Consider the following 23,422-nt stretch of genomic DNA (forward strand, 5'->3'; position numbering starts at 1 on the left):
ATGTCGTCGTCGTCGTCGTCGCCGCCGCCGTCGTCACCTCGCCCGCCGCTTCCGCACCTGGAACCCGCACGCGCCTCGTCGGTCCTCGGCTACCCGCGCATCGGACCGCGACGCGAGCTCAAACGAGCCCTCGAACGGTACTGGCACGGTGACGGCACCCGGGCCGAGCTGCTCGCCACCGGCCGTCGCCTCCGCGACGCCACCTGGCACGACTTGCGCGCCAAGGGGCTGACCCAGATCCCCGGAAACACATTCTCCTTCTACGATCACATCCTCGACGACGCCCTGCTCATGGGTGCGATCCCCGCGCGGTTCCACGAACTCACCCGTGACCTGAGCCCCGTCGACACCGTGTTCGCGCTCGCCCGCGGCCGCGCCGACGTCTCCCCCCTCGAGCTGGTCCCGCTCCAGGGCACCTCCTACCTCTACCGCCAGCCCGAGTTCGACGACGCGTCCGAGCTGGGCCTGCGGCCGGACCAGCTTCTCGCGGAGGTGGCGCGGGCGCGCGAGCAGGGATTCGAGATCCGTCCCGTCGTCACCGGCCCGGTCTCGCTACTGCTGCTGAGCAAGGCCGCGGCCACCGCCGCCCCGGGCTTCCGGCCGATCGACCTGCTCGACCGACTGCTCGCCGAGTACGAGGCGCTGCTGACCGTGCTCGCCGACGCCGGCGTGACGTGCGTGCAGTTCAACGAGCCGTGCATGACGATGGAACGCACGCCCGACGAGATCGGGGCGTTGCGCCGCGCCTACGACCGGCTGGCGGCGGCGGCGACGCGGCCGCGGATCCTCGTGGCGGGGGAGTACGGCGACCTCGGCGATGCGCTGCCGGCCCTGGCGGCCACCGGGATCGAGGCGATCGGCTTGGACCTGGTGCACGGGTGGCGGTCGGCGGCCAACCTCGCGGACGTGCCGGGGCTGCGCGGCAAGCGCCTGTACGCCGGTGTCGTGGACGGCCAGAACGTATGGCGCACAGACAAGTTCGCCGCACTGGACTACCTGCGCGAGCTGAGGACCGTGTTCGATGACGTGGTGGTGTCGACCTCGTGCACGCTGCTGCACGTGCCGTACGACGTAGTGGCCGAGCCCGACCTGCCCGAGGAGCTCGCGGACTCGCTGGCGTTCGCGGAGCAGAAGGTCGCCGAGGTGGTGTCGCTGGCGCACGGTCTCGTCGACGGAGTCTCGCCGCGCTGGCGCCGGCTACCAGAACTGCCCAGTGCGCGCCGCGAGGACGTGCGGGCGCGGACCGCCCGGATCGACGACAACGACAAGGTCCGCGCACCGTACTCCGAGCGGGCCGCCCGGCAGGCCGAGCGGCTCGGTCTTCCCACCCTGCCCACCGCGACCCTCGGCTCGTTCCCGCAGACCGTGCAGATTCGGCGCGCCCGCAAGGACTTGGCGGACGGGCGGATCGACTACGCAAAGTATTGCGACTACCTGCGCGCCGAGATCGCCTCGGTGATCCGCCTGCAGGAGGACATCGGTCTGGACGTCCTGGTGCACGGCGAGGTCGAGCGCAACGACATGGTGCAGTATTTCGCCGAACTGCTCGACGGGTTCGCGGCCACGCGCAGCGGCTGGGTTCAGTCCTACGGTTCCCGCTGCGTGCGACCGCCCATCCTGTATGGCGACGTGGCCCGGCCCGCCCCGATGACCGTGGAGTGGACGGGGTACGCGCAGTCGCTGACCGACCGCCCGGTCAAGGGGATGGTCACCGGACCGGTCACCATGCTGGCCCGGTCGTTCTGCCGCACCGACCTGGCGCTCCCCGAGGTCGCCGCACAACTGGCGCTGGTGGTGCGCGACGAGGTGGCGGACCTGGAGGCGGCGGGGACGGCGATCATCCAGATCGACGAACCCGCCATCCGGGAACTCCTGCCGCGCCGCGGCGCGGACCGGCGCGCCTACCTCGACTGGGCCGTGGGTACCTTCCTGCTCGCCTCTGCCGGGGCCCGCCCGGACACGCAGATCCACACCCACATGACGTACTCGTCGCTGCAGGTGATGCAGGAGGCGATCGAGGAGCTCGACGCCGACGTCACAGCGATCGTCGCCACGCGGTCGATCGAGTGGGTGCTCGACGCGCTCACCGGCCACACCCTGACCCGGCAGGTCGCACCCGGGGTGTACGAGTCGCGGTCCGGGTTCGTGCCCGACATCGACTTACTCCACGAGCGACTGCTCACAGCGGTGGACGCGGTCGGGGTGGAGCGCCTGTGGGCGGTACCCGACGGAGGGCTCAAGAGCCGCTACACCTGGCAATTGGAGCCGAGCCTGCGCAATCTGGTCACCGCCGCGCGGCGGATCCGACGGGCGGTTGCCCCGGACCGGCGCGGTTCTAATAAGATGGGGGGCGAGCAAGTCCCAGGCCACGGGCCCGGGATCGGTAGTTGACGAAAGAGGACGACATCATGGCCGGTCAGAAGCTCGAGCACACTGGTGCCGCCATCGTCGAGGAGTACTACCCGGAGTACGCGACGGAGGTCGCCCCCACCTACCCGCTGTACGCAACCGAGATCTACGTGGGCTCGGTCATCATCCTGCTGAGCATGACGATGCTGGGGCTGCCCATCACCGCCATCGGCTACTACACCGAGAACGCCGGGGTCTCCCTGGGCCTGGCCGTCGCCGCGGTCGTGGCGACCGCCGTCGTCTTCCTCGTCGGTCTGTTCGTCTGCATGTACGGCTTCCGCAAGCACGGCCGTCAGGACGCACACTGACGGTCGACCCGGCCGTCGACGCCGGCACGCCCGCCCTCAAGGCGGGCGACCCGGCGACCGACGCCGAGCGGAGGTCCGCCCTCCGTCGCATGAAGATGGTCGCGACGGGGTTCCTCGTCGTGGCCGGGCTGATCTACCTGGTCGCCCAATACGCACTGCACAACGGCGCCGACCCGTGGGTGGGCTACGTCCGGGCCGCCGCCGAGGCGGGGATGGTCGGCGGGCTGGCCGACTGGTTCGCCGTGACCGCCCTGTTCCGACACCCGCTGGGCATCCCCATCCCGCACACCGCGCTCATCCGCCGTAAGAAGGACCAGCTGGGTACGTCGCTCGGCGGGTTCGTCGGCGAGAACTTCCTCGATCCCGAAATGGTGAGCGAGAAGGTCCGCAGCGCCCGCATCCCCGAACGTGCCGGTGAGTGGTTGGCGGAGGACGATCACCGAGCGCTCGCCTCCGACCAGGCAGCCAAGGCCATCCGCTCCGTCCTCGCCGTGCTGCGGGATGACGACGCCGTCGCGATCATCGAACGCACCATCGTCGCTCGTATCGCCGAGCCCGAGTGGGGCCCGCCGGCCGGGCGGATCCTCGCCGAGCTCCTCGACGAGGGACGTCACCTGCCGCTGCTGGACCTCATGGCCGACCGCGCGCACGGCTGGGTCGAGGCGAATCCGGAGACCGTCGACCGCTGGGTCCGCGAGAAGGCGCCCACCTGGGCGCCCCAGTTCGTCAACGAGCTGCTCTCCGACCGCGCCTACCGCGAGCTGCGCGAATGGAGCTGGCAGATCAAGGTCGACAAGCAGCATCCGGTGCGGGTCGCGCTGATCGGGTTCGTCGAAGACTTCGCCCGTGACCTTCAACACGACCCGTCCACGATGGCCAAGCTCGAGACCTTCAAGCAGGAGGTCATGAACCGCGACGAGGTGCGTCGCGCCGCCGGGTCGGCATGGGCGGCCGCCAAGCGGATGATCATCGATGCCACGGAGGATTCCTCGTCCACGCTGCGGGTCAAGATCGACGACCTGTTGGGCCGCCTGGCCGACATGCTCGTCGGCGATGAGAAGATGCGGGCCCGCATGGATGACTACATGACCCGCACCGCGCGCTACGTCGCCGAGAACTATGCCGGCGAGGTGACCTCGATCATCTCCGACACCGTTGAACGGTGGGACGCCGACGAGGCCTCCGACAAGATCGAGTTGCTCGCGGGCAAGGACCTGCAGTTCATTCGCATCAACGGGACGGTCGTGGGGGCCCTGGCGGGGCTCGTCATCCACATCTCCACCGAGCTCATCTTCTGAGTGGACTGACCGCCGGCCCCGCGCCAGTGTGATGCATTGCACGCAATCACTGTGCACATTGCGCTTGCTGTAGCTAGCACTCCTTGCTAGCGTTGTGAGTAGGCGATGAGAGACGAACAGCGAGGGAGGTGACTCCATGGCCGCACAAAGTGGGCACCCCCACGATGGGGCTGCGAGGAACACCAAGCCGCAGGTCGACGAACCGACCGCCGGGACCCTCGCTCGTAGGAGCAAACCGACCGGTGAGGTCCCGCGGACCAGCGCCCTCCCCGGTCGCAGCGAGTCCGACAAGCGTTCGTCCGAGTCGCAGGACATCGGGTCGTTCATCCGCGCACAGCGGGAGGCCGCCGAGGTGTCCATCCGGCAGCTCGCCGAGCGTGCCGGCGTCTCCAACCCGTATCTGAGCCAGATCGAACGCGGGCTGCGCAAGCCGTCCGCCGAGGTGCTGGGTCAGATCGCCCGAGGTCTGAGGCTGTCCGCAGAGGTGCTCTATGCCCGCGCGGGGATCCTCGAGCTCAAGCAGGGGAGTCCGGTGAGGGATGCCATCCTCACCGCCCCGGACCTCACAGAGCGACAGAGGGAGGTGCTCGTGGAGATCTACGAGTCGTTCCGAGCGAACAACGCGACGGCAGCCGACCAGGTCGTCGACATTCCTTGAGGGAATGCCCGACGGCGGCCCGCAGGGCCACGTGACACCGCACAAGAGAACACCCGCATGACACTGACGAGGAGCCCACATGACTGACAAGAAGACCACGTCCAAGAAGACGACGTCCAAGAAGACCACCGCCGAGGCCGCAGAGCAGAAGGCCAAGGGCGAGGCTGTGAAGGCGCAGGCCCTCGAGGGTCCGCTCGGCCAGGCCATCGCCGCCGTTCGCACTCCGGTCTACGCCTACGTGGGGGTCAACGACCTCGCGATCCAGGCCGTCTCCGGGATGGTCGCGGACCTGCGCCGCCGCGCCGAGGAGGCCGTCACTGACGCGCAGTCCAAGGTCAGCGAGCGCGTCACCGAGGCGCAGAACCGGATCACCGAGCGCGTGGCCGAAGCGCAAAACCGCGTCACCGAGGTGCAGAACCGCGTGAACGAGGTCCCCGAGCGCGTCCAGGCCCTGCCCGCCGAGGTCGAGGAGCTCGTCAACCGCTTCCGCCCAGAGGAGCTGCGCAAGGTCGCCGACGCGTACGTCCAGGTTGCGGCCGGCATCTACGGCGGGCTCGCGGCCCGCGGTGAGGATGTCGTGAGCCGGCTCCGCGAGGAGAACCCGCAGCTCGAGGCCGGCTTGGCCCGCGTCAACGAGCAGGTCGCCCGCGCCGCCGGTGCCGTCGAGGAGCAGGTCGAGCTGGGCGAGGAGGCCCTCGGCACCGTCGCCCGCCAGACCCGCACTATTGGTGTGAAGGCCGCCGGTCGCGTCTCCAAGAGTGCCCGCCAGGCGGCCGAGGCCGCCGGTGACGTCGCCGAGTCGGCGGCGGAGCGTGTCGACGAGGTGGCTGACAGGGTCGACACGACCGCGATCAAGGCTGCTGTCCGCGTCGACGAGGCTGCGGGCAAGGCCGCCGACCGCGTCGACGAGGCCGCCTCCGCGGTGTCCGCCGAGGTTGCGCGCGGCACCGCCGAGGTCGAGGCCCGCACGGCTCCGACCAAGAAGGCGCCGGCGAGGAAGGCTGCCGCCAAGAAGGCTCCGGCTAAGCAGGCGCCCGCCAAGAAGGCCCCCGCCAAGTCGACGACGACCACCGAGGCCACGACGTCAACCGCCGCCAAGCCGACCGCCGCCAAGCCGACTGCAAACAAGCCGACTGCAAACAAGCCGGCCGCGACCAAGCCGGCTTCCGGTAAGGCCGAGTCGAGCACGCCGGCCGGAGGCGACTCGGACGCCCCGTCGCCGATGGAGCTGGCGTACAACGATCCCGCGCTGACCACCGCGGACACCCCGCTGCCCCCCGCGGGCACGGACCGCATCTGACACAGCGGCACGTAAGACAGCGGCGCTTGAGAGCGCAACGCTGAAGACTGCGGCATCGACGCCCCGGCCCCTTCCTTCGGGAAGGGGCCGGGGCGTCGTGCATTCCTCCCGGGCGCCCGTTCGAGGTCAGGACGCCGTGAACATCGACACACTTCGGTGTCGAAGGGGCCGACTACACTGGGCTACGTGATTGACACACTTCCCGGGACGTGGGGCATGGTCCAACTGGCTATCCAGGGCGCTCTCGTCGTGTGGGCACTGGTCGGTGTTGTCCTAGCCGTCCTCCCGCCGGCAGCGGCGTACTCGGTCGAGGGCAAGTGGCCCAAGCCGGCCTGGATCGGGATTTGCGCGGTTGCTGCCCTCATGTTCGCGATCCGGCCATTGGGGTTCCTCAGCATCATCGCCATGGTCGCGGTGGGCGTGTTCTTCGCTGACGTTCGACCTGCGGTCGGCGGACGGCGCAGGTGAAACAGTCGGAGACCGGGCCGCTGCAGCGGATCGAGGAGCTGGCCGAGGACTCCGGCACCACGGTGCGCAACATCCGCGTCTATCAGGAGCGGGGACTGCTACCGGCGCCCAGTCGCCGGGGCCGCACCGCGTTTTACGGGCCGGCCCACAAGCATCGCCTGAACCAGATCCTCCGTCTGCTCGACCGCGGCTACACATTCGCCACGATCGAAGAACTGTTCATCGCGGAGCGCCACGGATTCACGCTCACTGAGTTGCTGAACGTGGAGACCGTCTTGCCGGAGCGGCGCTCCAGCAGCCCCCGGCGTCGAATCCCGCGTGGCGGTGTGGAGTCCGTGGCGGGATTCGAGTTCGGGGAGGACCTCCTCGAAAAGGGATCGGCCATCGGCTTGACCAGCGAATCTGGCGCGGCCGGCCACTTCTTCGCGGACCGCTACATGTACGAGTTGTTCCGCGAGCTCATCGTCCTCGGGGTCGGTGAGGAAGGGATCGGCAAGATCGGCCGCCTGTTCCTCGAGGGGCAGAGCACCGCGGCCGAGGCGCTCGAGGTCCTCGTCCAGACCATGAGGGACGCCGGGATGGAGCAGTCCGTCATCGTCAAACGGGTCTCGGGGATCATGCCCCGGGCTGGTGCCGCCGCCCGACTGATCTTCCTCTCGGCGGCCCAGACCCTGCTCACCGAGCGGTACGGCTTCCCCGAGGACTGACCTAGTCGATCACGACGATCTAGGCGAACACGACGGTCCGCCCGCCGTGCACCAGTACCCGGTCCTCCAAGTGCCAGCGCAGCCCCCGGGCCAGGACCAGCTTCTCCGCGTCGCGGCCCTGCCGGACCATGTCCCGCACCGTCGCCGTGTGGTCCACCCGGATGACGTCCTGTTCGATGATCGGCCCCTCGTCGAGGTCGGCCGTCACGTAGTGGCAGGTCGCCCCGATCAACTTCACCCCGCGGATATGCGCCTGGTGGTACGGGCGGGCGCCCACGAAGCTGGGCAGGAAACTGTGGTGGATGTTGAGGGCGCGGCCCGCCCACTGGGTGCACAGTCCGTCCGGGAGGACCTGCATGAAGCGGGCCAGCACGATCGCGTGCGGGTCGATGTCGTCGACGAGCGCGGCGACCTCCTCGAAAGCCGGGCCCCGCTCGGTCGGGTCGGCCGGGAACGGAACGTGGTGGAACGGTGCGCCGTGCGCCTCGGCCATCCCCCGCAGATTGTCGTGGTTCCCGATCACGGCTCGGACCCGCGCCGGAAAGTCGCCACTCTCGACCCGCCCCAGCAGGTCGTGAAGGCAGTGCCCCTCCTTGGAGACCAGGATGACGATGTCCTTGGGTTCGGCGGAGTCAGAGATCTTCCAGTCGGTCTCCGGGCCCAGCTCGGCCGCCACGCGCTCGAAGCGACGCCGAAGTTCGTCGAGCTCCATCCCGATTGACTCCGCGTCGACGGACTGGCGGGTGAAGAACCAGTTCGAATCCTCGTCCGCGTGGTAGGCCGCCTCCACGATCGTCCCACCCAGCTCGGCGAGGAAGGTGGCGATCCGGGCGACGATACCAATGCGGTCCGGACAACCCAGCGTGAGGACGAAGCGTCGTGACATGAGTGCCCATTGTGCCAGCAGTGCTGCCGGGCGGCCCCGCTAGGCTGGCCCGCATGGACGCCACCCCGACTCACCAGCTGACCCGCGCCCGGGTCGCCGCGATGATCGACCACACCCTGCTCTCCCCAGACGCCTCCCGCGACGATGTCCAGGCCTGCGTCGACGAAGCCCGTGACCTGGGAGTCAAGGCCGTGTGCGTGAGTCCGGCCATGCTCCCGGTGCGGACCGGGGAACAGATCGTGGCCACGGTCGCAGGCTTCCCGTCCGGCAAGCACCACTCGTTGGTCAAGGCGATGGAGGGCCGGCTCGCCGTAGACCAGGGGGCCCGCGAAGTGGACATGGTGATCGACGTGGGCGCCGCCATCGCGGGCCTGGTCGACGAGGTGATGGCCGACGTGCTGGCCATGCGGGATGCCGTTCCCCCGCCCGTGGTCATCAAGGTCATCCTCGAGACCGCGGCGATCCATAAGGCGCTGGGGGAGGAGGCGGGCGACGAGCGGATCGAGGCCCTCTGCCATGCCGTCGCCCGGGCTGGCGCCGACTTCGTCAAGACCTCGACCGGATTCCATCCCGCCGGCGGCGCCAGCGTGCGTGCGGTCGAGGCCATGCACCGGGCGGTCGGCGGCCAACTGGGAATCAAGGCGTCCGGCGGGATCCGTGATGCCGACACGGCCCGCGCGATGATCGCCGCCGGCGCGACCCGGCTGGGCTTGAGCGGCAGCCGCGCGGTGCTGGAGGGCTTCCCCGAGTAACCACCCGGCCTGCACCCCGACCCCGCCAGCAGCCCGCTCCCGGCCCGGACCCGCCCTGCGCGCCGTCGCCGCTGACGCCGGCGGCGCCAGTCCGTGCGGCTTGCGATCGAAGAATGTACGCAATCGCCCGGCATGCGCGTCGGGTATGGACCAAAGAGGGCGCGCAAGCCGGAGAGGCAGCGTATCCGGGACGGGATGCGCTGGCGGCGTGCTCGCGACCACCGCGGGCCCGTAGCTGCCCGCAGCCGCCCGCGAGTCAGCTGGTGGTGAGCACCATCTTCCCGGTGGTCCGGCCGGTCTCTCCACGCCGGTGCGCTTCGGCGGCCTGCTCCAGCGGGAAGACCTCTGCGATCGTCGCCCGGAGCGATCCCTGCTCGACGAGCTCGGTGATCGACACCAGATCGTGCCGCGAGGCGTCGACGAGCATCCGGACCGCGCGCACCCCCAGCTCGTCGGCTTCGCGGTAGAAGTCGTCGGAACCCACGGGCAGGATCGACACCACGATCCCGCCGGGACGCAGCGTCCGCAGGGACTTCAGGGAGGTCGTGCCGCCGATCGTGTCGAGCACGGCATCCACGTCCCGGACGTCGTCGGCGATGTCGACTTCGCGATAGTCGATCGCCTCGTCGACGCCCAACTCGCGCAGGAAATCGTGCTTGCCGGCGCTGGCGGTGCCGATCACGTATGCGCCGCGGGCTTTGGCGATCTGCACTGCCACGTGACCGACCCCGCCGGCGGCGGCGTGGACGAGCACCCGTTGGCCCGGCTGGATGTCCGCGTTCTCGACGAGTGCCTGCCACGCGGTCAGTGACACCAGCGGAAGGGCGGCGGCCTGCACGTGGTCGAGCGAGGCGGGTTTGGGGGCGAACCAGGCCGCGGGGGCGGTGACGTACTCGGCGTGGGCGCCGTGCCCGAACGGGTAGGAGAGCATCCCGAACACCTCGTCGCCGGGGGAGAAGCGCGCTACGCCGATGCCCACCTCCTCGACGACGCCGGACAGGTCCCAGCCGAGCACGAACGGGGGCTCGCCGAGGAAGCCACCGTTTGCGCGGTGCTTCCAGTCGGTGGGGTTGACGCTGGCGGCCTTGACGCGGACGAGGATTTCGTTGGTGCGGGGCGCCGGTCGGGGGAGGTCGACGACGGCGAGAACATCCGGCTCCCCGAGGGTGTCCTGGTGCACGGCGCGCATGGTGGTGTCGTTGCTCATGGGTTCCAGGGTGGCAGAATCCGTGGCCGCCCGTCGGGTGCGAGCCGCCGGGCCGGTCTCAGAGCTGGTGCAGTTCGACGTCGCCCAGTTCGCCGCCTGCGATGGTCGAGGTCATGTACGTGCAGTGCGGTTGGCGACGCCGATCGGTCGGGGAGCCCGGGTTGAGCAGGCGCAGGCTGCCCTCGCCGGACGCCCTCGGCGCGGTGGTGTCCCACGGGATGTGTGAGTGGCCGAACACGAGGACGTCGGTGTCCGGGTAGGCGGCGGACATGCGTGTCTCCCGGCCCGCGGACGCGCCGGCCTCGTGCGTCACCGCGAGTCGCACGCCGTCGAGCGTCTCGCGTGCCACTTCGGGTAGGCGCTCCCGCAACTCCGGGCCGTCGTTGTTCCCCCAACAGGCGATGAGCCGGTCCGCGCGTTCCTCGAGGGCGTCGAGGAGCGCGAGGTCCATCCAGTCGCCCGCGTGGATCACCACGTCGGTGGCGTCGACTTCGTCCCACACCCGGGCGGGCAGGTCGCGGGCGCGCGTGGGGACGTGGGTGTCGGCGATGATGAGCATGCGCGTTCCGACGCTCACCTGGTGGCCTCGAGCACGACGTCCTGCCCGGCGATATCGACGGTCATGCCGCCGGGCACCACCCGGACGTCGGTCAGCTCGACGCCCTCGGGCAGTTCGGCCAGGGCCGAGTCCATCATCGAGATGGTCCCGCCGAGGAGCTCGGAGGGCAGCTGGAAGCCGAAGATCGACGCCCGCTCCGGTTGCATCTCGAGGTTGCCGCCGATGAGCCGCGGCGTCACGACCGCCTCGGCCAGGCCGCTGATCGAGACCCGAAGTGTGCCGGCGGTGGGGTCGGCGACGATGTCCTGGACTTGGATCAGCCCGCCAAGTGGGCTGGTGTCTGCCGCGCCCTCGGACTGCGCGGCGGTGGACATGGCCTGCTCGGAGACGAACGCGGTCCCGGTCAGTGACTCCACGTGGGTCAGGTCGCCGTCGGAGCGCACCCCCTCGGCCCGGATGTCGATCTGCGGTGCCGGGCCGGTAGCGCCGTCGGCGGGGGTGCCGTCGGTGGTGATGTGGACGGAGCCGAGCGAGCCGTCGATGTAGGTCAGGAGCACGGGGCGCGCGCCGAGTTCGACCTGCGCGGGGGACCCGAGGCTGGCCGTGACCTCCTCGCTCATGCGGTTCTTGATGGCGTTGCGCATGCCGAACTCGAGCCCGACCAGCCCGGCGATCAGCCCGATAACGGCAAGCGCCACCACCAGCGCGATCATCGGCCCGCGACGCCTCCTGCCCGCGCCGCGCCCGCTCGAGTCGCGCCCGTCGGTCCAGGGCTCGCCCGAGCCGGGCGCCCCGGGTCCGGGGAACTGTTGGGTCTCTGCGTGCTGGACGCCGGGCTGGTCGTACGCGGGGAGTCGTTGGGTGTCGTACGGCTGCTGCATTCGTCCGATTGTCACCGATCCGGGCCGAGCGTGCAGCGCCGACGCCTCCGCCGCAGGTCAGCGGGCGGCGGTCCAGTGGCGCAGGTGCCGGTACTCGGCCTCGAACAGTCGGTCTAAGTGGGACAGGACCAGCTTCTCGAGCTTGCCGCCGAGCAGCGGCACCGACACGGTGACCTGACCGGTGAGGGACTCGTGGGCCGCCCCGTCCCGGTACTCGGCCTCGGCGCCGCCGGAGATCTGCCCGAGCCCGCCGGCGGCCTCCGCGCGGGACGTCCCGGTGTAGCGCTCGCCGTCGAAACCGGTGTAGGTGCTGGTTCGGACGATCACCAGCTGCCCCGGCAGGAACTTGCGGGCTAGGTCGGGGATGTCGTCCTCGGGGATGTGCTGGGTGACTGTCACGGTGACCGTGTCGCCGGTGACGGAGAAGTCGTCGAGGGTGTCGTTCGGGCTGCCGACGGCGGCAATGCGGTCGTGCCAGTAGGCCTCGTCGCCGTAGGAGGTGAACACGGTCTCGACGTGAGCGTCGATGCGTGCCGTGTGGGAGAAGCGGGTCGCCATGGGGTCAGACACTACAAGCCGCCGGTTACCCTCGGTCGTGTGAACCCGCCGTCGCCCGATCCCGCCGATTCGCCGCGCCCCGCCGCCCCTGTCGTCGCCGAACTGTCGCACATCGACGACATCGACGTCGTCCCCGGCGCTCGCCTCGCTGACCTGACCACCCTGCGCATCGGCGGCCGCCCCCGCGCCCTGCTGGAGTGTGCGACGCCGGACGCGATTGTCGCGGCCGTGCGGTCCCTGGACGCCGCGGACGTGCCGGTGCTGGTGCTGGGTGGCGGCTCGAACCTGGTGGTGGCCGGCGGCGACCTCGACCTGGTCGTGGTCGCCCTGCGCAACCGGGACGTCGCCTATTTCACCGGCGCCACCGACGATGTGCTCCTCGTCCGCGCCGGGGCCGGCCTGACGTGGGACGACCTGGTCGCCGACACTGTCGCGCGCGGGTATGGCGGCCTCGAGTGCCTGTCCGGCATCCCGGGTTCGGTGGGCGCGACGCCGGTGCAGAATGTCGGCGCGTATGGGGTGGAGGTCGCCCAGATCCTGCACCGCGTGCGCTGGTTCGACCGCGCCACCGGCGTCGACGAGTGGGTCACCCCGGACGCCCTCGGCCTCGGGTACCGCACGTCTGTGCTCAAGAACACCGGAGCCGCAGTGGTCCTCGAGGTCGAGTTCCGCCTCGATCCCGGCGGCCGCAGCGAACCGATCCGCTACGCCGAACTCGCCGGCCGCCTCGGCGTCTCCCCGGGCGAGCGGAGCGACCCGGCCGTGGTCCGGCGCACCGTGCTGGACCTTCGCCGCGGCAAGGGGATGGTGCTCGACGACGACGACGAGGACACCTGGTCCGCAGGATCCTTTTTCACCAACCCGGTGATCCGCGAGGACGAACTCCCCACGGTCCGATCCCGGGTGGCCGGCAGGCTCGGATCCGCGCAGGCCGAACAAATGCCCGCCTTCTCCGCCCCCGGGGGTGTCAAACTCTCGGCGGGATGGCTGATCGAGCGGGCCGGTTTCTCCAAGGGGCATCCCTCGTCGTCGTCCCCCGCGCGCCTGTCCACCAAGCACGCGTTGGCGCTGACCAACAGGGGGGCGGCCACCGCGGACGACGTGATCGCGCTGGCCCGCGAGGTCCGTGACGGCGTGCGCGAGGCCTTCGGGGTGGTGCTGCACCCCGAGCCGGTGTGGGTGGGCTGCCACATCTGACCCGGCCGTCCTGGTGTGTCGGCCCGGGCGCGTGACCCTGGGCCGCCCGTGGAGTGCCCGGTCTCGTGACACTGGGCCGCCCGTGGAGTGCCCGGTCTCGTGACCCCGGGCCGCTCGTGGAGTGCCCGGCCGTGTGACCCCGACGCCCACCCCGGGCGTCGACCCTGGCACGCTGGAGCATGACCTGTCTGGTCTGTCCCGCCCCGCGCGCCCGTCCCGGCGCCGCTCGTCGTTGGAGAATCCCGTGGACCTGTTCGCGTATCCGGTGTCCCTCGTCATGAAGTTCTGGCACTGGGCGCTGAGCTTCATCGTGGACGCCGACTCCGGAGCGGCGTGGGTCGGTTCGGTGTTGCTGCTGGTGGTGACCGTGCGTCTGCTGCTGATGCGGTCCATGTGGCGGCAGCAGTACTCGATGCGCAAGATGGCGCAGTTGGCGCCAAAGATGAAGCAGCTGCAGAACAAGTACAAGGACCGCAAGTCTCCCGAGGACCGGCAGGAACAGGCCAAGGAGATGCAGGCGCTCTACGCCGACGCCGGGGTCCATCCTGCGGCGGGGTGCCTGCCACTGCTGGTGCAGATCCCTGTGTTCATCGGGCTGTACCACGTGCTGCTGAATTTCTCGCCGCGGGGGATGTCGATCGAGGAGGCCTCGACCATCACGAACGGCGCGTTCGGCCCCGACCAGGTGGCGTCGTTCCTCAACGCCGAGATCTTCGGGGTGCCGCTGGCGTCCTACATCCGGATGCCGCAGGACGTCATGGACTCGCTGCATCCGGGGCTCGTGCGCGAGGACATTCTCGTGCTGGCCGTGCCGCTGTTCGTGCTGGCCGGCATCGCCACGTTCATCAACATGTGGAACTCCTTCCGTCGGCAGAAGGCGGCCAAGGCGGCCGAGCAGGCGGCAGTTGCGCAGATCGATGCCGACGAGCGCGCCGGCGGGCCGGTCGTTGACGGCGAGGTGCTCGAGATCGACGGTGAGAAGCCTGCGACGTCGGCGAACTCCGGCACGGCGGATGACGGCGCGGCGAGCGCTGGCGGGGCGGCCTCCGGCGCGGCGAATTCCGGCGCTGTGGACAAGCCGCAGGACTTCCAGTCGATCACCGAGTCCATGACCGAGTCGATGAACCAATCGATGAAGATCATGATGTACCTGTTCCCGTTCTTCCCGATCGTGGGCGCGTATTTTTTCAACTTCCCCATCGCGATCGGCCTGTACTGGCTGACCAACAACGTCTGGACCGCGGTGCAGTCGCACTTCTTCATGGAGCGGCTCGAGAAGGAGCTGCCCATGACGAGCCGCGAAGGCCTGCCGCCCAGCGCGTTCATGTAGTCCTCGCCGTCGTCCCGCCCTCACCCCCGCCGCGACCGGCACCCCGCCCCGCCGCGCCCCGCTCGTCCCGCCGCGCTCGCCCCGCCGCGCTGCGAGATTGGTCGTACGCATAGCGGAAATGGTCGCAACCAGCGCGGAAAATCGGCCGAGATCCCGCGCTGGTTGCGACCAAAATCGGCCGGGCCGCGATCAGATCTGCCAGAACAACCGACCCGCCAGCAAAACCGCCGCGGGGCAGACCTGGAACGCACCGCCCACCGGATCGAACCCTTGCCGCCGCGGCCGACCGGGCGTAACGTGCTCGCCACGTCGGCCTGCGCACGGCGCGACCACGGGGAGACCTAGGGCGTGAGGGGCGCGAAGCCGAGAACATCAGACGAGGAGAACGAAGGACAGTGCTGAACCGCAGGTGAGTCCCGGCCCCACGCCACCTCTCCTGGAGCACACATGTCTTCCCTCGTCCTGCCCGGCGTCGCGTACGCGTTTGCTGACGACACCGCACTCTTCACCGGACTCGACCTCGCGGTCGGCCCCGGACTGACCTCGCTTGTCGGCCGCAAAGGCGCCGGCAAGAGCACCCTGCTCCGCCTCATCGCGGGCGACTTGCAGCTGGCACGCGGCTCGATCAGCGTCGATGGCGAACGAGCTGGCCTGCCCGCCGTCGCCTACCTGCCGCAGCTCCTCGCCGATGCCCCTGCGGATCGCACCCTCGCCGAGGAACTCGGCGTGGGCGAGCGCCTGGCCGCGGCGGCGAGTCGGCTCTTCGGGCGGCCCCGGGTTCTGCTGCTGGACGAGCCCACAGACAACCTCGACGGGCGGGCGCGGGCGCGGCTGTTCTCGGAGGTCGAGGCCTCCTCGGGGTGCGAACTGGTGGGGGTGGACGACGTGATCACCCTCGGCTGACCCTGCTCCAGCGGGGTGGACAAAGCACATCCCACCGCAGAGAGGAACCGCCATGCGCAAGCTCATCTACTACGTGGCCGTCAGTATCGACGGTTTCATCGCCGACCCCGAGGGGGGCTTCGACGACTTCCTCGTCGAGGGCGATCACATGCCCTGGATCATCGAGCACTACCCCGAAACTATCCCCGGACACCTCCGGGAGCCTCTGGGGTTGGCGCAGACGCCGCACCGGGTATTCGACACGGTGATCATGGGCCGCACCACCCACCAGGTGGCCGTGGACGCGGGCCTGTCCAGTGGTTACCCGCACCTGCGTCAGTACGTGGTGACGCACCGGCCGGAGGACCTGCCCGCCGAGCAGGCGTTGACGGCGTCCGACGAGGACCCAGTCACGCTGATCCGCAGGCTCAAGGCGGAGGACTCGGCGCTCGACATCTGGCTGTGTGGCGGCGGGGCGTTGGCCGGTCAACTGGTCGACGAGATCGACGAGTTCCGCCTCAAGGTCAACCCGGTCGTCCTTGGCGCGGGCGTTCCGCTGGTGGCGGGTGGGGCGCTCCCGCTGACGCTGACCCGTCGGACGCGTCGCGATTTCGAGAGCGGGGTGAGCTACGTGGAGTACAGCCGCGCCTGACCGCGTCCGCCCAGCCTGCCGAGCCGCTTAGCGGTGCGTCCAGCCGTCACAGCAGATCGGCGGACAGGCTTCACGTTCCGAAGCGTCGGAATCGTGAAGTCTGCCCGCCGATCGGGGCGGTCTGTCTGCTTACCGGGGAGGGGTCAGACGACGCCGCCGGCCACGGAGGGCGGGGTGCCTGTGTTGGTCGATGCATCGGTCTCGCGGGCCAGGTACTCCTCGATGCGGAACCAGTCGCCGGCGGCGCGCTCGGCGATGGTCACGAGAGTGCTCATGTTGGCGACCTCCTCGACCTGCTCGCGGAGGAACCACAGCATGAACTGCTCGCCCAGCGGATCGGACTCCGCGCGGGCGGCCTGGAACATTGCTTCGATCTGCCGGGTGACTTCCTTCTCCTGCTCCAGCGCCGTGCGCAGCGCGTCGGCTGGGCCGCCGAACGTGGCCTGGGGCGCCGGCACCGCCGGGATCGTCACGGCGATGTCGCGGTCGAGCATGTACTGGACCATCATCATCGCGTGGTTTCGCTCACCCAGGCTGTGCGTGTAGAAGCGCGTCGCGAGCTGCGGCAGGTCCTGCGCGTCCGCCCACACGGCGATCGCGATGTACTGCTGGCTGGCAGCGAACTCGTGACCGACCTGAGCGGAGAGGAGTTCGACGAACGAGTTCTTGTTCCTGGCCATCATTGGGCCCCTTTCGATAGAGGCCCAGCGTATGTTCGCCGCCGCCGTTGTGCCAGGTCAGTAAGCCTAACCTCGGTCCGGGATGGCCAGCCTCACCTATCCGGGGTCAGCCTCGGTGGGCGCGCATCGCGGAGTGTTGGTCCCGCGGCTTCACCACGATCTGGTCCAGATTGACGTGCGAGGGCCGGCTCGCCACGAAGCCGACGATCTCCGCCACATCCTCGGCCACCATCGGGGTCAGCCCACGGTAGACGGCGGCCGCCTTGTCGTCGTCGCCATCAAACCTCACGCGCGAGAACTCGGTCTCGACCATGCCGGGCGCGATCTCGGTGAACCGCACCGGCTGCCCCAGGTGCTCCCCGCGCAGCGTGCGGTGCAGGACGGCCTGCGCGTGCTTGGCCGACGTGTAGCCCGAGCCGTTGTCGTACGATTCGAGGGCGGCGATCGAGGTGATGGTGATGACCAGCCCATCGCCTGTGTCGACCAGCACCGGCATGAAGCCGCGAACCATGCGCAGCGTGCCGAGAACGTTGGTCTCCCACATCCAGCGCCACTGGTCCTCGTCCGCGTCCATCACGCTGGTCGTGCCCTTGGCGCCGCCGGCATTGTTGACCAGTACGTTCAGTCGCGGGATCGCGGCGCAGAACGCCGTGCACGACTCGGCGTCGGTCACGTCCAAGGGAAGGGCGGTGCCGCCGATCTCCGCGGCCAGCGACTCCAGGCGCTCGACCCGCCGCGCCCCGACGATCACATGGAACCCCAGGCGAGCCAATTCGCGCGCGGACGCCTCGCCGATTCCCGACGACGCGCCCGTCACTACTGCGACGCGGGTCTCGGTGGGCAGGGCGGCGAGCCGCTCACGGGCGGCGGAGTGGTCGATGCTCATGGACTAGAGGGTAGGCGGAGGGTCCGACAGCGTCGGCGAGTCGTGCGAGCCGCGGGTGCCACGCGCCAGGACACGAGACGACACGACGGCGACGAAGACGAGGTCAGCGACCCCGGCCGGTGACCATCTCGACAAGCCCGCGCACCGCGCCCTTGGCCATGTCCGATTTGGAGAAGTAGTCCTGCCAGCCGCAGACCCGGCCATCGCGAACCTCGAAGCGCCCGCACACCCAGAACCCGACGCGGAGCGGCCCGAACCCGAGGTAGTCGGTGCGTTCGGTGAGCACCACGATGGGCGCCGCAGCATCGGTCGGGTCTGCGGGCGCCGACACTGCGAGATGGTGGATATCCACGCCGAAGCGGAGGCGTCGGTGCATCGAGGCGATCGCGCGGGCGACCGCATGCTTGCCGCGGACGGTGGGCAGTCCGATATTGGCCCACCAGACGTCGTCGCTGAGCAGGCTCACGGCGGTGGCGGTGGCCCCGGTCGTCAGGGCGTCGAAGAACGTACGGACCACGACGTCGGGGTCGGTGCGAATGGTGGTGGCAGCCATTGCGTAACGGTAGCTGTCACGGCGGCGGTCAGGAGGGCGGATCGAGGTGATCCACGTGCATTTTGCCAGCGCAACTACCACCGGACGCGCTGCCGGGAGGACCTGCGATGCCCAAATGGTCCATTCCGCCAGCGCACCCCGAGACACCCTGTGCATTCGGCCGGCACAAGCCAAAGGGGCAGCGCACCTCGCACCTGGTGCGCTGGCACAGCGCCCGCACCCGCGCACCCCTACCCGTTCGTGCGACCCCGGGGCGCCGTGCCGACGCGTGCAGTAGACGCAGGGGTGGTGCCGCCGGGCGACCCTCAAGGCCGGGGCGCGGCTGGCACGATGAGGCCCATGACCTCCTCGCCCGCCGCCCCCGCCCCCGCCCCCTCGTCCGTCGCCGCGGCTCACTCCTCGGACGGCACCGCGATCGCCTACCGCGAGCTCGGTGACCCCGCCGCCAGGCCGCTCGTGCTGATCCACGGCTGGGCCCAGTCGAGCTCGAGCTGGGGGACCGAGCTGCTGAGCGAACTCGCGCAGCGGTTCCGCGTGGTGGCGATCGACCTGCGTGGACACGGACATTCCGGTGTCGCGGAGAGCGGGTACGACTCGCCGCAGCAGTGGGCGGACGACGTCGAGGCGGTCCTCGACTCCGCCGGCATCGGCGAGGACGCCGGCGCGATCGTGCTCGGCTGGTCGTACGGCGGGGTCGTGGTCTCGGACTACCTGGCCAGCCGCGGCGAGGGCAGGATCGCCGGGATTGTGCTGTGCGGCGCGGTCACGTCGCTCTCCCGCTCGGCCGGCGGCGCGATCGGCCCGGCGATGAAGGAGGTCACCTCGGGCGGCGCGTTCGACGAGAAGCCGTCCGTCGCGCTCGCGGCGTTCACCAGCTTCGGCAACGCCATGATGCGGTCGGGATCGGGCCCGGACTCCCAGCGGATCCTGGGATTGTCGCTGGCCACCCCGCCGGCGGTGCGGCAGAAGCTGCTCACTCGCCGCGTGGACAATGACGAGACACTGCGCGGCCTGTCGGTCCCCGCGCTGGTCATCCACGGCGCCCACGACGGAGTGGTGCTGCCCTCGGCCGGGCAGGCGAACGCCGAGATGATCCCCGGCGGACGCTATGTCGAGTTCGGCGACTCCGCGCACGCGCCGTTCCTCGAGGAGACGCCTCGCTTCCTGGCGGAGCTCGACGACTTCGCCGCCTCCCTCTAGCGGCGGTACTCCTAGCGCCGATGCACCTAGCGGCGGTGAGTCACGAGGCCGCGCTTCAAGCGGCAGGGCCACTGGCGGTGCTCGGCACTGCGGCGTCGGGGGGTCGACCGGCGGCCACGTGCACGGCGGCGCGGGCGCGGGCACAATCGGACGTGTGACCGTATCCGACCTCGACTCCCTCGCCGGGCATCCGCTGCCCCGGCGCATCGCCGTGTTGTCGTTCCACACGTCGCCGCTGGCGCAGCCGGGCACGGGTGACGCGGGCGGGCTCAACGTGTACGTCCTGCAGACTGCACGCCGACTGGCCCGCCGCGGTGTGGAGGTCGAGATCTTCACCCGCGCCACCCACTCGTCGCAGCCGCCGGTCGAGCAGGCGGGTGACGGCGTGCTGGTCCGCAACATCGTGGCGGGGCCCTTCGAGGGCCTGCGCAAGGAGGACCTGCCGACGCAGTTGTGCCCGTTCGTGGCGGGCGTGATGCGGGCGGAGGCGGGTCACGCACCCGGCTACTACGACCTCATCCACTCGCACTATTGGCTCTCCGGCCAGGCGGGGCTGGTGGCCTCCGAGCACTGGGGCGTGCCGCTGGTGCACACCGCGCACACCCTGGCGGAGGTGAAGAATGCGGTCCTCGCGGCCGGGGACACCCCCGAGCCGGAGTCCCGGCGCATCGGGGAACAGCAGATCGTGGATGCCGCGCACCGCCTCGTCGTCAACACCACCGGGGAGCGGGACGAACTCGTCGGGTTCTACGACGCGGACCCCGCCGATATCGACGTCGTCTCGCCGGGGGCCGACCTCGAGCAGTACACGCCCGGTACACAGCGGGGCACCGAACGGGCCCGCCGCGCGCTCGGCTTGGCGCAGCGCGCCGAGGTGATCGCGTTCGTCGGCCGGATCCAGCCGCTCAAGGCCCCCGACGTGATCGTCCGTGCGCTCGCCGAGATCGTGCGCACCCAGCCGCACCGCGACGTGCGCCTGATGGTCGTGGGCGGGCCGAGCGGGTCGGGGATGGATCGGCCGAGCTCGCTGATGGATCTGGCCGAGGAGCTGGGTGTCGCCGACCGCGTGTGTTTCCTCGCGCCGCGGCCGCCGTCGGAGTTGGTGGACGTCTACCGCGCCGCCGACATCGTGGCTGTGCCGTCGTACTCGGAGTCGTTCGGTTTGGTGGCGCTCGAGGCACAGGCGTGCGGTACCCCCGTGGTCGCTGCCGCGGTGGGCGGGTTGCCCACCGCCGTCGCCGACGGCCGCACGGGGATCACCGTGGACGGGCACGATCCGCGTGAATGGGCCCGGGTGTTGACGGGGCTGTTGGACGACGACGAACTGCGACTGTCGATGTCGCGGGCCGCCCCGGTGCACGCCTCCGGGTTTTCCTGGGATTCCACGGCCGACGGACTGCTGTCCTCGTATGCGCGCACAATGGCGGCGTATCGGGCCCGGCGTTCGGAGGCTACTGCGTCCTGACCCCCGTCCGCGCGAGCCGCCGCGTCGAATCGCTTACGAGTCCGGAGCCACGCCGAGCCCCAGTCGACCACCCCGAAGGAGTCACGATGATCGACCCCACCGAGAGCAAGCGCATGGACGACGACGGCGGGCCGGCCCCGCACCACGACGATGTCGACGCGCCGACCGTCGAGCGGATCCGCAACTTCCTGGTGGAGCGGGACATCGAATCGACCCTCGCCGGGGGCCGCACCTTCGTCGTGCAGTTGCCGGGGGAGAAGCGGCTCAAGACCGCGTGCCACCTGACGGTGAACCGGGAGAGCGTGCGGGTCGAGGCGTTCGTCTGCCGCAACCCCGACGAGGACTTCGAGAAGGTCTACAAGTATCTGCTTCGTCGTAACCGGCGGCTGTACCAGGTGGCGTACACGCTGGACAACAACGGCGACATCTACCTGGTGGGCAGGATGCCGCTGGTCGCCGTGACCGAGGAGGAGCTGGACCGCGTCCTAGGACAGGTGCTCGAGGCCGCGGACCATGACTTCAATATCCTGCTCGAGACCGGCTTCCACACCTCCATCCGCCGCGAATGGGAGTGGCGGGTCTCTCGGGGCGAGCCGCTGCGCAACCTCGACGCGTTCCGCCACCTCACCACCGACCTGCCCCAGCCCGAGTAAACCCCCGGCCCGGCGCTCGCGCGTAGATGCTCCGCCGGGCGTGGCGGGTGACCTGTGGTGCTGCGCGGGGCGTGGTTCTGCACTGGGCGTGGCCGCTCAGCCGGGAGTTGAGTCACTGCGTGCAGCGTTATGCCAGGGCGCGTGGCGCCGGCGGCTGACTGAGTGACTCAACGCGGGTTGCGGTGACCGGTCAGGAGGCGATCTGCTCGGCTACCTTCTTGCGCAGAACCTTGCCCATCGGGTTGGTGGCGAGCTCGTCTACCTCGATGTACTCCCGCGGCACCTTGTACCCGGCCAACGATGCCTTGCAGTGGGCGCGGACCGCGTCGACGTCCAACGTGGCCCCGGGCTCGAGGACGACTGCGGCCACCACCTTCTCACCGCCGTCCGAGCTCGGCCGGCCGACCACAGCGCAGTCGGCGATCCCGGGTGCCGTGCGCAGCACCGCCTCGACCTCGGACGGGTAGACGTTGAACCCGCCGGTGACGATCATTTCCTTGATGCGGTCCACCACGGTGAGGAAACCGTCGGGGTCCTGGACCACCACGTCACCGGTGCGCAGCCACCCGTCGTGGAAGGCCGCCGCGGTCGCCTTCTCGTTGCCCCAGTACCCGGGGAAGACCTGCGGCCCCTTGACCAGCAGTTCACCGGGCTCGCCAGCGGCAACGTCCTTCGATGGGTCGTCCTTGTCGCTGATCCGGATGTCGGTGTCGGGGAACGGGACGCCGATCGAGCCGGCCCGCCTCGCCGTCGACATCGGGTTGCCCACGGTGATGGGTGAGGTCTCGGTCATGCCGTAGCCCTCCACCAGCAGGCCACCGGTGGCGCTCTCCCATTTCTCGATGAGGTCGGTGGGCAGGCTCATGGCGCCGGAGAGGGAGAATTTCACACCCTGCAGCGAGATCTTGCGCTTGCCGGCTTCCTCGAGGATGCGCGTGTAGATCGGCGGGACAGCTGGGATGAAGGTCGGCAGATTTTTGGCGAAGATCGGCATGATCAGGTCCATGTCGGGTGTGGGCACGAGTTGCAGTCGCGCTCCCTGGGCGATGCCGAACACCACGCACATCGTCACCCCGTAGGCGTGGAACATGGGAAGAGAGGCCAGGAACTTCTCCTTGCCCGGCTGGAGTTCCGGCACCCAGGCTCGGCCCTGCATCGAATTGGCCACCAGGTTGGCGTGGGTGAGGGTCGCGCCCTTGGGGGCCCCGGTGGTGCCGGAGGTGTAGAGGATGAGCGCAGGATCTTCCTGCTCGGGCCGCGGGTGCGAGAAGTCCAACTCGGGCCCGGTCTCGAGCTCGTCCCAGTTCTGCGTGCCGGGGGCGGGTGTGGAGAGCTTGGCGCGTGAGGCGCGCAGCGCAGGCACGGGGAGATGGCGGAGCGCGAGGCGCTTGGCGGTGGGGAACGCGTCGAGGAGGTCGACGGCGAGGACGTGCTCGATCACGGAACCGGGGCGGTTCGCGAGTTCCTGCACGACGTCGGCGACGACGTTCCACGTCACGACGACTTTCGCGGCGTGGTCCGAGAACGGCCCTTCGAGCTCGTCGGCGGTGTAGAGCGGGTTGTGTTCCACGACGATTGCGCCGATGCGCAGCGCCGCATAGAACACGACGATGCCCTGGGGGCAGTTCGGCAGCAGCACGGCGACCCGGTCCCCGCGGTTCACTCCCAGGCGACGCAGGCCCTCGGCGGCGCGGCGGACGCGTCTGCCGAGGTCGGAGTAAGTGGTCAGGCGACCGAAGAATTCGGTGGCTGGCCGGTCGGCGTGCGCACCAACGGCGTTGTCGAACTGGTCGATCAGGGTGGTGGTGCCGTAATCGAGGTTCTGTGTGGTGCCAGGGGTGTAGTGGGCGGTCCACGGCCGGTCGGCGTGTCCGGGGGTGGCGGCTCCGGCGGGAGTAGTCATGTCTGCACCGTAGTCCTAAGGAGTCGGGTC

At 69.9% G+C, this 23,422-nt stretch carries 24 protein-coding genes; 15 read left to right on the forward strand and 9 right to left on the reverse strand.

Features of this window, described 5'->3' with window-relative positions:
* From metE to FQ137_RS05770, 7 genes are all read left to right on the forward strand, one after another.
* A complete protein-coding gene (gene metE / locus FQ137_RS05740; protein WP_149291545.1) occupies positions 1-2,391 on the forward strand; it encodes a 5-methyltetrahydropteroyltriglutamate--homocysteine S-methyltransferase in 2,391 nt (796 codons plus the stop codon).
* Between the two features lie 17 nt (positions 2,392-2,408).
* Positions 2,409-2,717 (forward strand): hypothetical protein, encoded by a 309-nt coding sequence (locus FQ137_RS05745; RefSeq protein ID WP_149291546.1) that lies wholly within the window; start codon positions 2,409-2,411, stop codon positions 2,715-2,717.
* Between the two features lie 89 nt (positions 2,718-2,806).
* The gene (locus FQ137_RS05750) at positions 2,807-4,015 is read left to right on the forward strand and encodes a DUF445 domain-containing protein (protein WP_149291547.1); all 1,209 of its coding nucleotides are present in this window, start codon (positions 2,807-2,809) and stop codon (positions 4,013-4,015) included.
* 136 nt (positions 4,016-4,151) lie between these two features.
* Entirely contained in the window at positions 4,152-4,673 is a 522-nt protein-coding gene (locus tag FQ137_RS05755) for a helix-turn-helix domain-containing protein (protein WP_149291548.1), read from the forward strand.
* Between the two features lie 79 nt (positions 4,674-4,752).
* A complete protein-coding gene (locus tag FQ137_RS05760; protein WP_149291549.1) occupies positions 4,753-5,973 on the forward strand; it encodes a hypothetical protein in 1,221 nt (406 codons plus the stop codon).
* A gap of 186 nt (positions 5,974-6,159) precedes the next feature.
* Positions 6,160-6,441, forward strand: coding sequence for a DUF2516 family protein (locus FQ137_RS05765; protein WP_149291550.1), 282 nt, complete (start codon positions 6,160-6,162; stop codon positions 6,439-6,441).
* Entirely contained in the window at positions 6,438-7,148 is a 711-nt protein-coding gene (locus FQ137_RS05770; protein ID WP_149291551.1) for a MerR family transcriptional regulator, read from the forward strand. Before FQ137_RS05765 ends, FQ137_RS05770 begins: the two co-directional genes overlap by 4 nt.
* Positions 7,149-7,167: 19 nt before the next feature.
* On the opposite strand, the gene purU is transcribed toward FQ137_RS05770, so the two are convergent.
* Positions 7,168-8,034 carry a formyltetrahydrofolate deformylase gene (gene purU / locus FQ137_RS05775; protein ID WP_149291552.1) on the reverse strand — a complete coding sequence of 289 codons (867 nt, stop codon included), beginning with the start codon at positions 8,032-8,034 and terminating at the stop codon, positions 7,168-7,170.
* Positions 8,035-8,087: 53 nt separating this feature from the next.
* Here purU and deoC point away from each other — a divergent pair, with 53 nt between their 5' ends.
* Entirely contained in the window at positions 8,088-8,786 is a 699-nt protein-coding gene (deoC, locus tag FQ137_RS05780; protein WP_149291553.1) for a deoxyribose-phosphate aldolase, read from the forward strand.
* A gap of 256 nt (positions 8,787-9,042) precedes the next feature.
* Here deoC and FQ137_RS05785 read toward each other — a convergent pair whose 3' ends face one another.
* The 4 genes from FQ137_RS05785 to FQ137_RS05800 are packed head-to-tail and all read right to left on the reverse strand — an operon-like array spanning position 9,043 to position 11,991.
* On the reverse strand, positions 9,043-9,993 hold the full coding sequence (locus FQ137_RS05785) for an NADP-dependent oxidoreductase (RefSeq protein ID WP_149291554.1): 951 nt from the start codon (positions 9,991-9,993) through the stop codon (positions 9,043-9,045).
* A 58-nt stretch (positions 9,994-10,051) separates the two neighbouring features.
* A complete protein-coding gene (locus FQ137_RS05790) occupies positions 10,052-10,552 on the reverse strand; it encodes a metallophosphoesterase (RefSeq protein WP_149292669.1) in 501 nt (166 codons plus the stop codon).
* Between the two features lie 14 nt (positions 10,553-10,566).
* Positions 10,567-11,433 carry a DUF2993 domain-containing protein gene (locus tag FQ137_RS05795; RefSeq protein ID WP_149291555.1) on the reverse strand — a complete coding sequence of 289 codons (867 nt, stop codon included), beginning with the start codon at positions 11,431-11,433 and terminating at the stop codon, positions 10,567-10,569.
* A 57-nt stretch (positions 11,434-11,490) separates the two neighbouring features.
* The gene (locus FQ137_RS05800) at positions 11,491-11,991 is read right to left on the reverse strand and encodes a DUF2505 domain-containing protein (protein WP_149291556.1); all 501 of its coding nucleotides are present in this window, start codon (positions 11,989-11,991) and stop codon (positions 11,491-11,493) included.
* Positions 11,992-12,030: 39 nt separating this feature from the next.
* On the opposite strand from FQ137_RS05800, the gene FQ137_RS05805 reads away from it, so the two are divergent.
* From FQ137_RS05805 to FQ137_RS05820, 4 genes are all read left to right on the forward strand, one after another.
* Positions 12,031-13,188, forward strand: coding sequence for a UDP-N-acetylmuramate dehydrogenase (locus FQ137_RS05805; RefSeq protein WP_370452322.1), 1,158 nt, complete (start codon positions 12,031-12,033; stop codon positions 13,186-13,188).
* A 133-nt stretch (positions 13,189-13,321) separates the two neighbouring features.
* Complete coding sequence (gene yidC / locus FQ137_RS05810; RefSeq protein WP_255583667.1) at positions 13,322-14,518, forward strand: membrane protein insertase YidC; 1,197 nt, start codon at positions 13,322-13,324, stop codon at positions 14,516-14,518.
* A gap of 447 nt (positions 14,519-14,965) precedes the next feature.
* Entirely contained in the window at positions 14,966-15,421 is a 456-nt protein-coding gene (locus FQ137_RS05815) for an ATP-binding cassette domain-containing protein (protein WP_149291557.1), read from the forward strand.
* Positions 15,422-15,473: 52 nt separating this feature from the next.
* A complete protein-coding gene (locus tag FQ137_RS05820; RefSeq protein ID WP_149291558.1) occupies positions 15,474-16,052 on the forward strand; it encodes a dihydrofolate reductase family protein in 579 nt (192 codons plus the stop codon).
* Positions 16,053-16,195: 143 nt separating this feature from the next.
* Here FQ137_RS05820 and FQ137_RS05825 read toward each other — a convergent pair whose 3' ends face one another.
* The 3 genes from FQ137_RS05825 to FQ137_RS05835 all read right to left on the reverse strand — a co-directional run bounded on the left by FQ137_RS05825 (position 16,196) and on the right by FQ137_RS05835 (position 18,171).
* Positions 16,196-16,732 (reverse strand): ferritin, encoded by a 537-nt coding sequence (locus tag FQ137_RS05825; protein WP_149291559.1) that lies wholly within the window; start codon positions 16,730-16,732, stop codon positions 16,196-16,198.
* 106 nt (positions 16,733-16,838) lie between these two features.
* A complete protein-coding gene (locus tag FQ137_RS05830; protein WP_149291560.1) occupies positions 16,839-17,618 on the reverse strand; it encodes an SDR family oxidoreductase in 780 nt (259 codons plus the stop codon).
* A gap of 103 nt (positions 17,619-17,721) precedes the next feature.
* Entirely contained in the window at positions 17,722-18,171 is a 450-nt protein-coding gene (locus FQ137_RS05835; protein ID WP_149291561.1) for a limonene-1,2-epoxide hydrolase family protein, read from the reverse strand.
* 339 nt (positions 18,172-18,510) lie between these two features.
* On the opposite strand from FQ137_RS05835, the gene FQ137_RS05840 reads away from it, so the two are divergent.
* From FQ137_RS05840 to FQ137_RS05850, 3 genes are all read left to right on the forward strand, one after another.
* Complete coding sequence (locus FQ137_RS05840) at positions 18,511-19,371, forward strand: alpha/beta fold hydrolase (RefSeq protein WP_255583668.1); 861 nt, start codon at positions 18,511-18,513, stop codon at positions 19,369-19,371.
* Positions 19,372-19,525: 154 nt separating this feature from the next.
* The gene (gene mshA, locus FQ137_RS05845; protein WP_149291563.1) at positions 19,526-20,836 is read left to right on the forward strand and encodes a D-inositol-3-phosphate glycosyltransferase; all 1,311 of its coding nucleotides are present in this window, start codon (positions 19,526-19,528) and stop codon (positions 20,834-20,836) included.
* Between the two features lie 86 nt (positions 20,837-20,922).
* A complete protein-coding gene (locus FQ137_RS05850; RefSeq protein WP_370452323.1) occupies positions 20,923-21,489 on the forward strand; it encodes a YbjN domain-containing protein in 567 nt (188 codons plus the stop codon).
* 190 nt (positions 21,490-21,679) lie between these two features.
* On the opposite strand, the gene FQ137_RS05855 is transcribed toward FQ137_RS05850, so the two are convergent.
* Positions 21,680-23,392, reverse strand: coding sequence for a long-chain-fatty-acid--CoA ligase (locus FQ137_RS05855; protein WP_149291564.1), 1,713 nt, complete (start codon positions 23,390-23,392; stop codon positions 21,680-21,682).
* Positions 23,393-23,422 lie beyond the last annotated feature (30 nt).

It is taken from the genome of Dietzia sp. ANT_WB102 (assembly GCF_008369165.1).
Lineage (GTDB): Bacteria > Actinomycetota > Actinomycetes > Mycobacteriales > Mycobacteriaceae > Dietzia.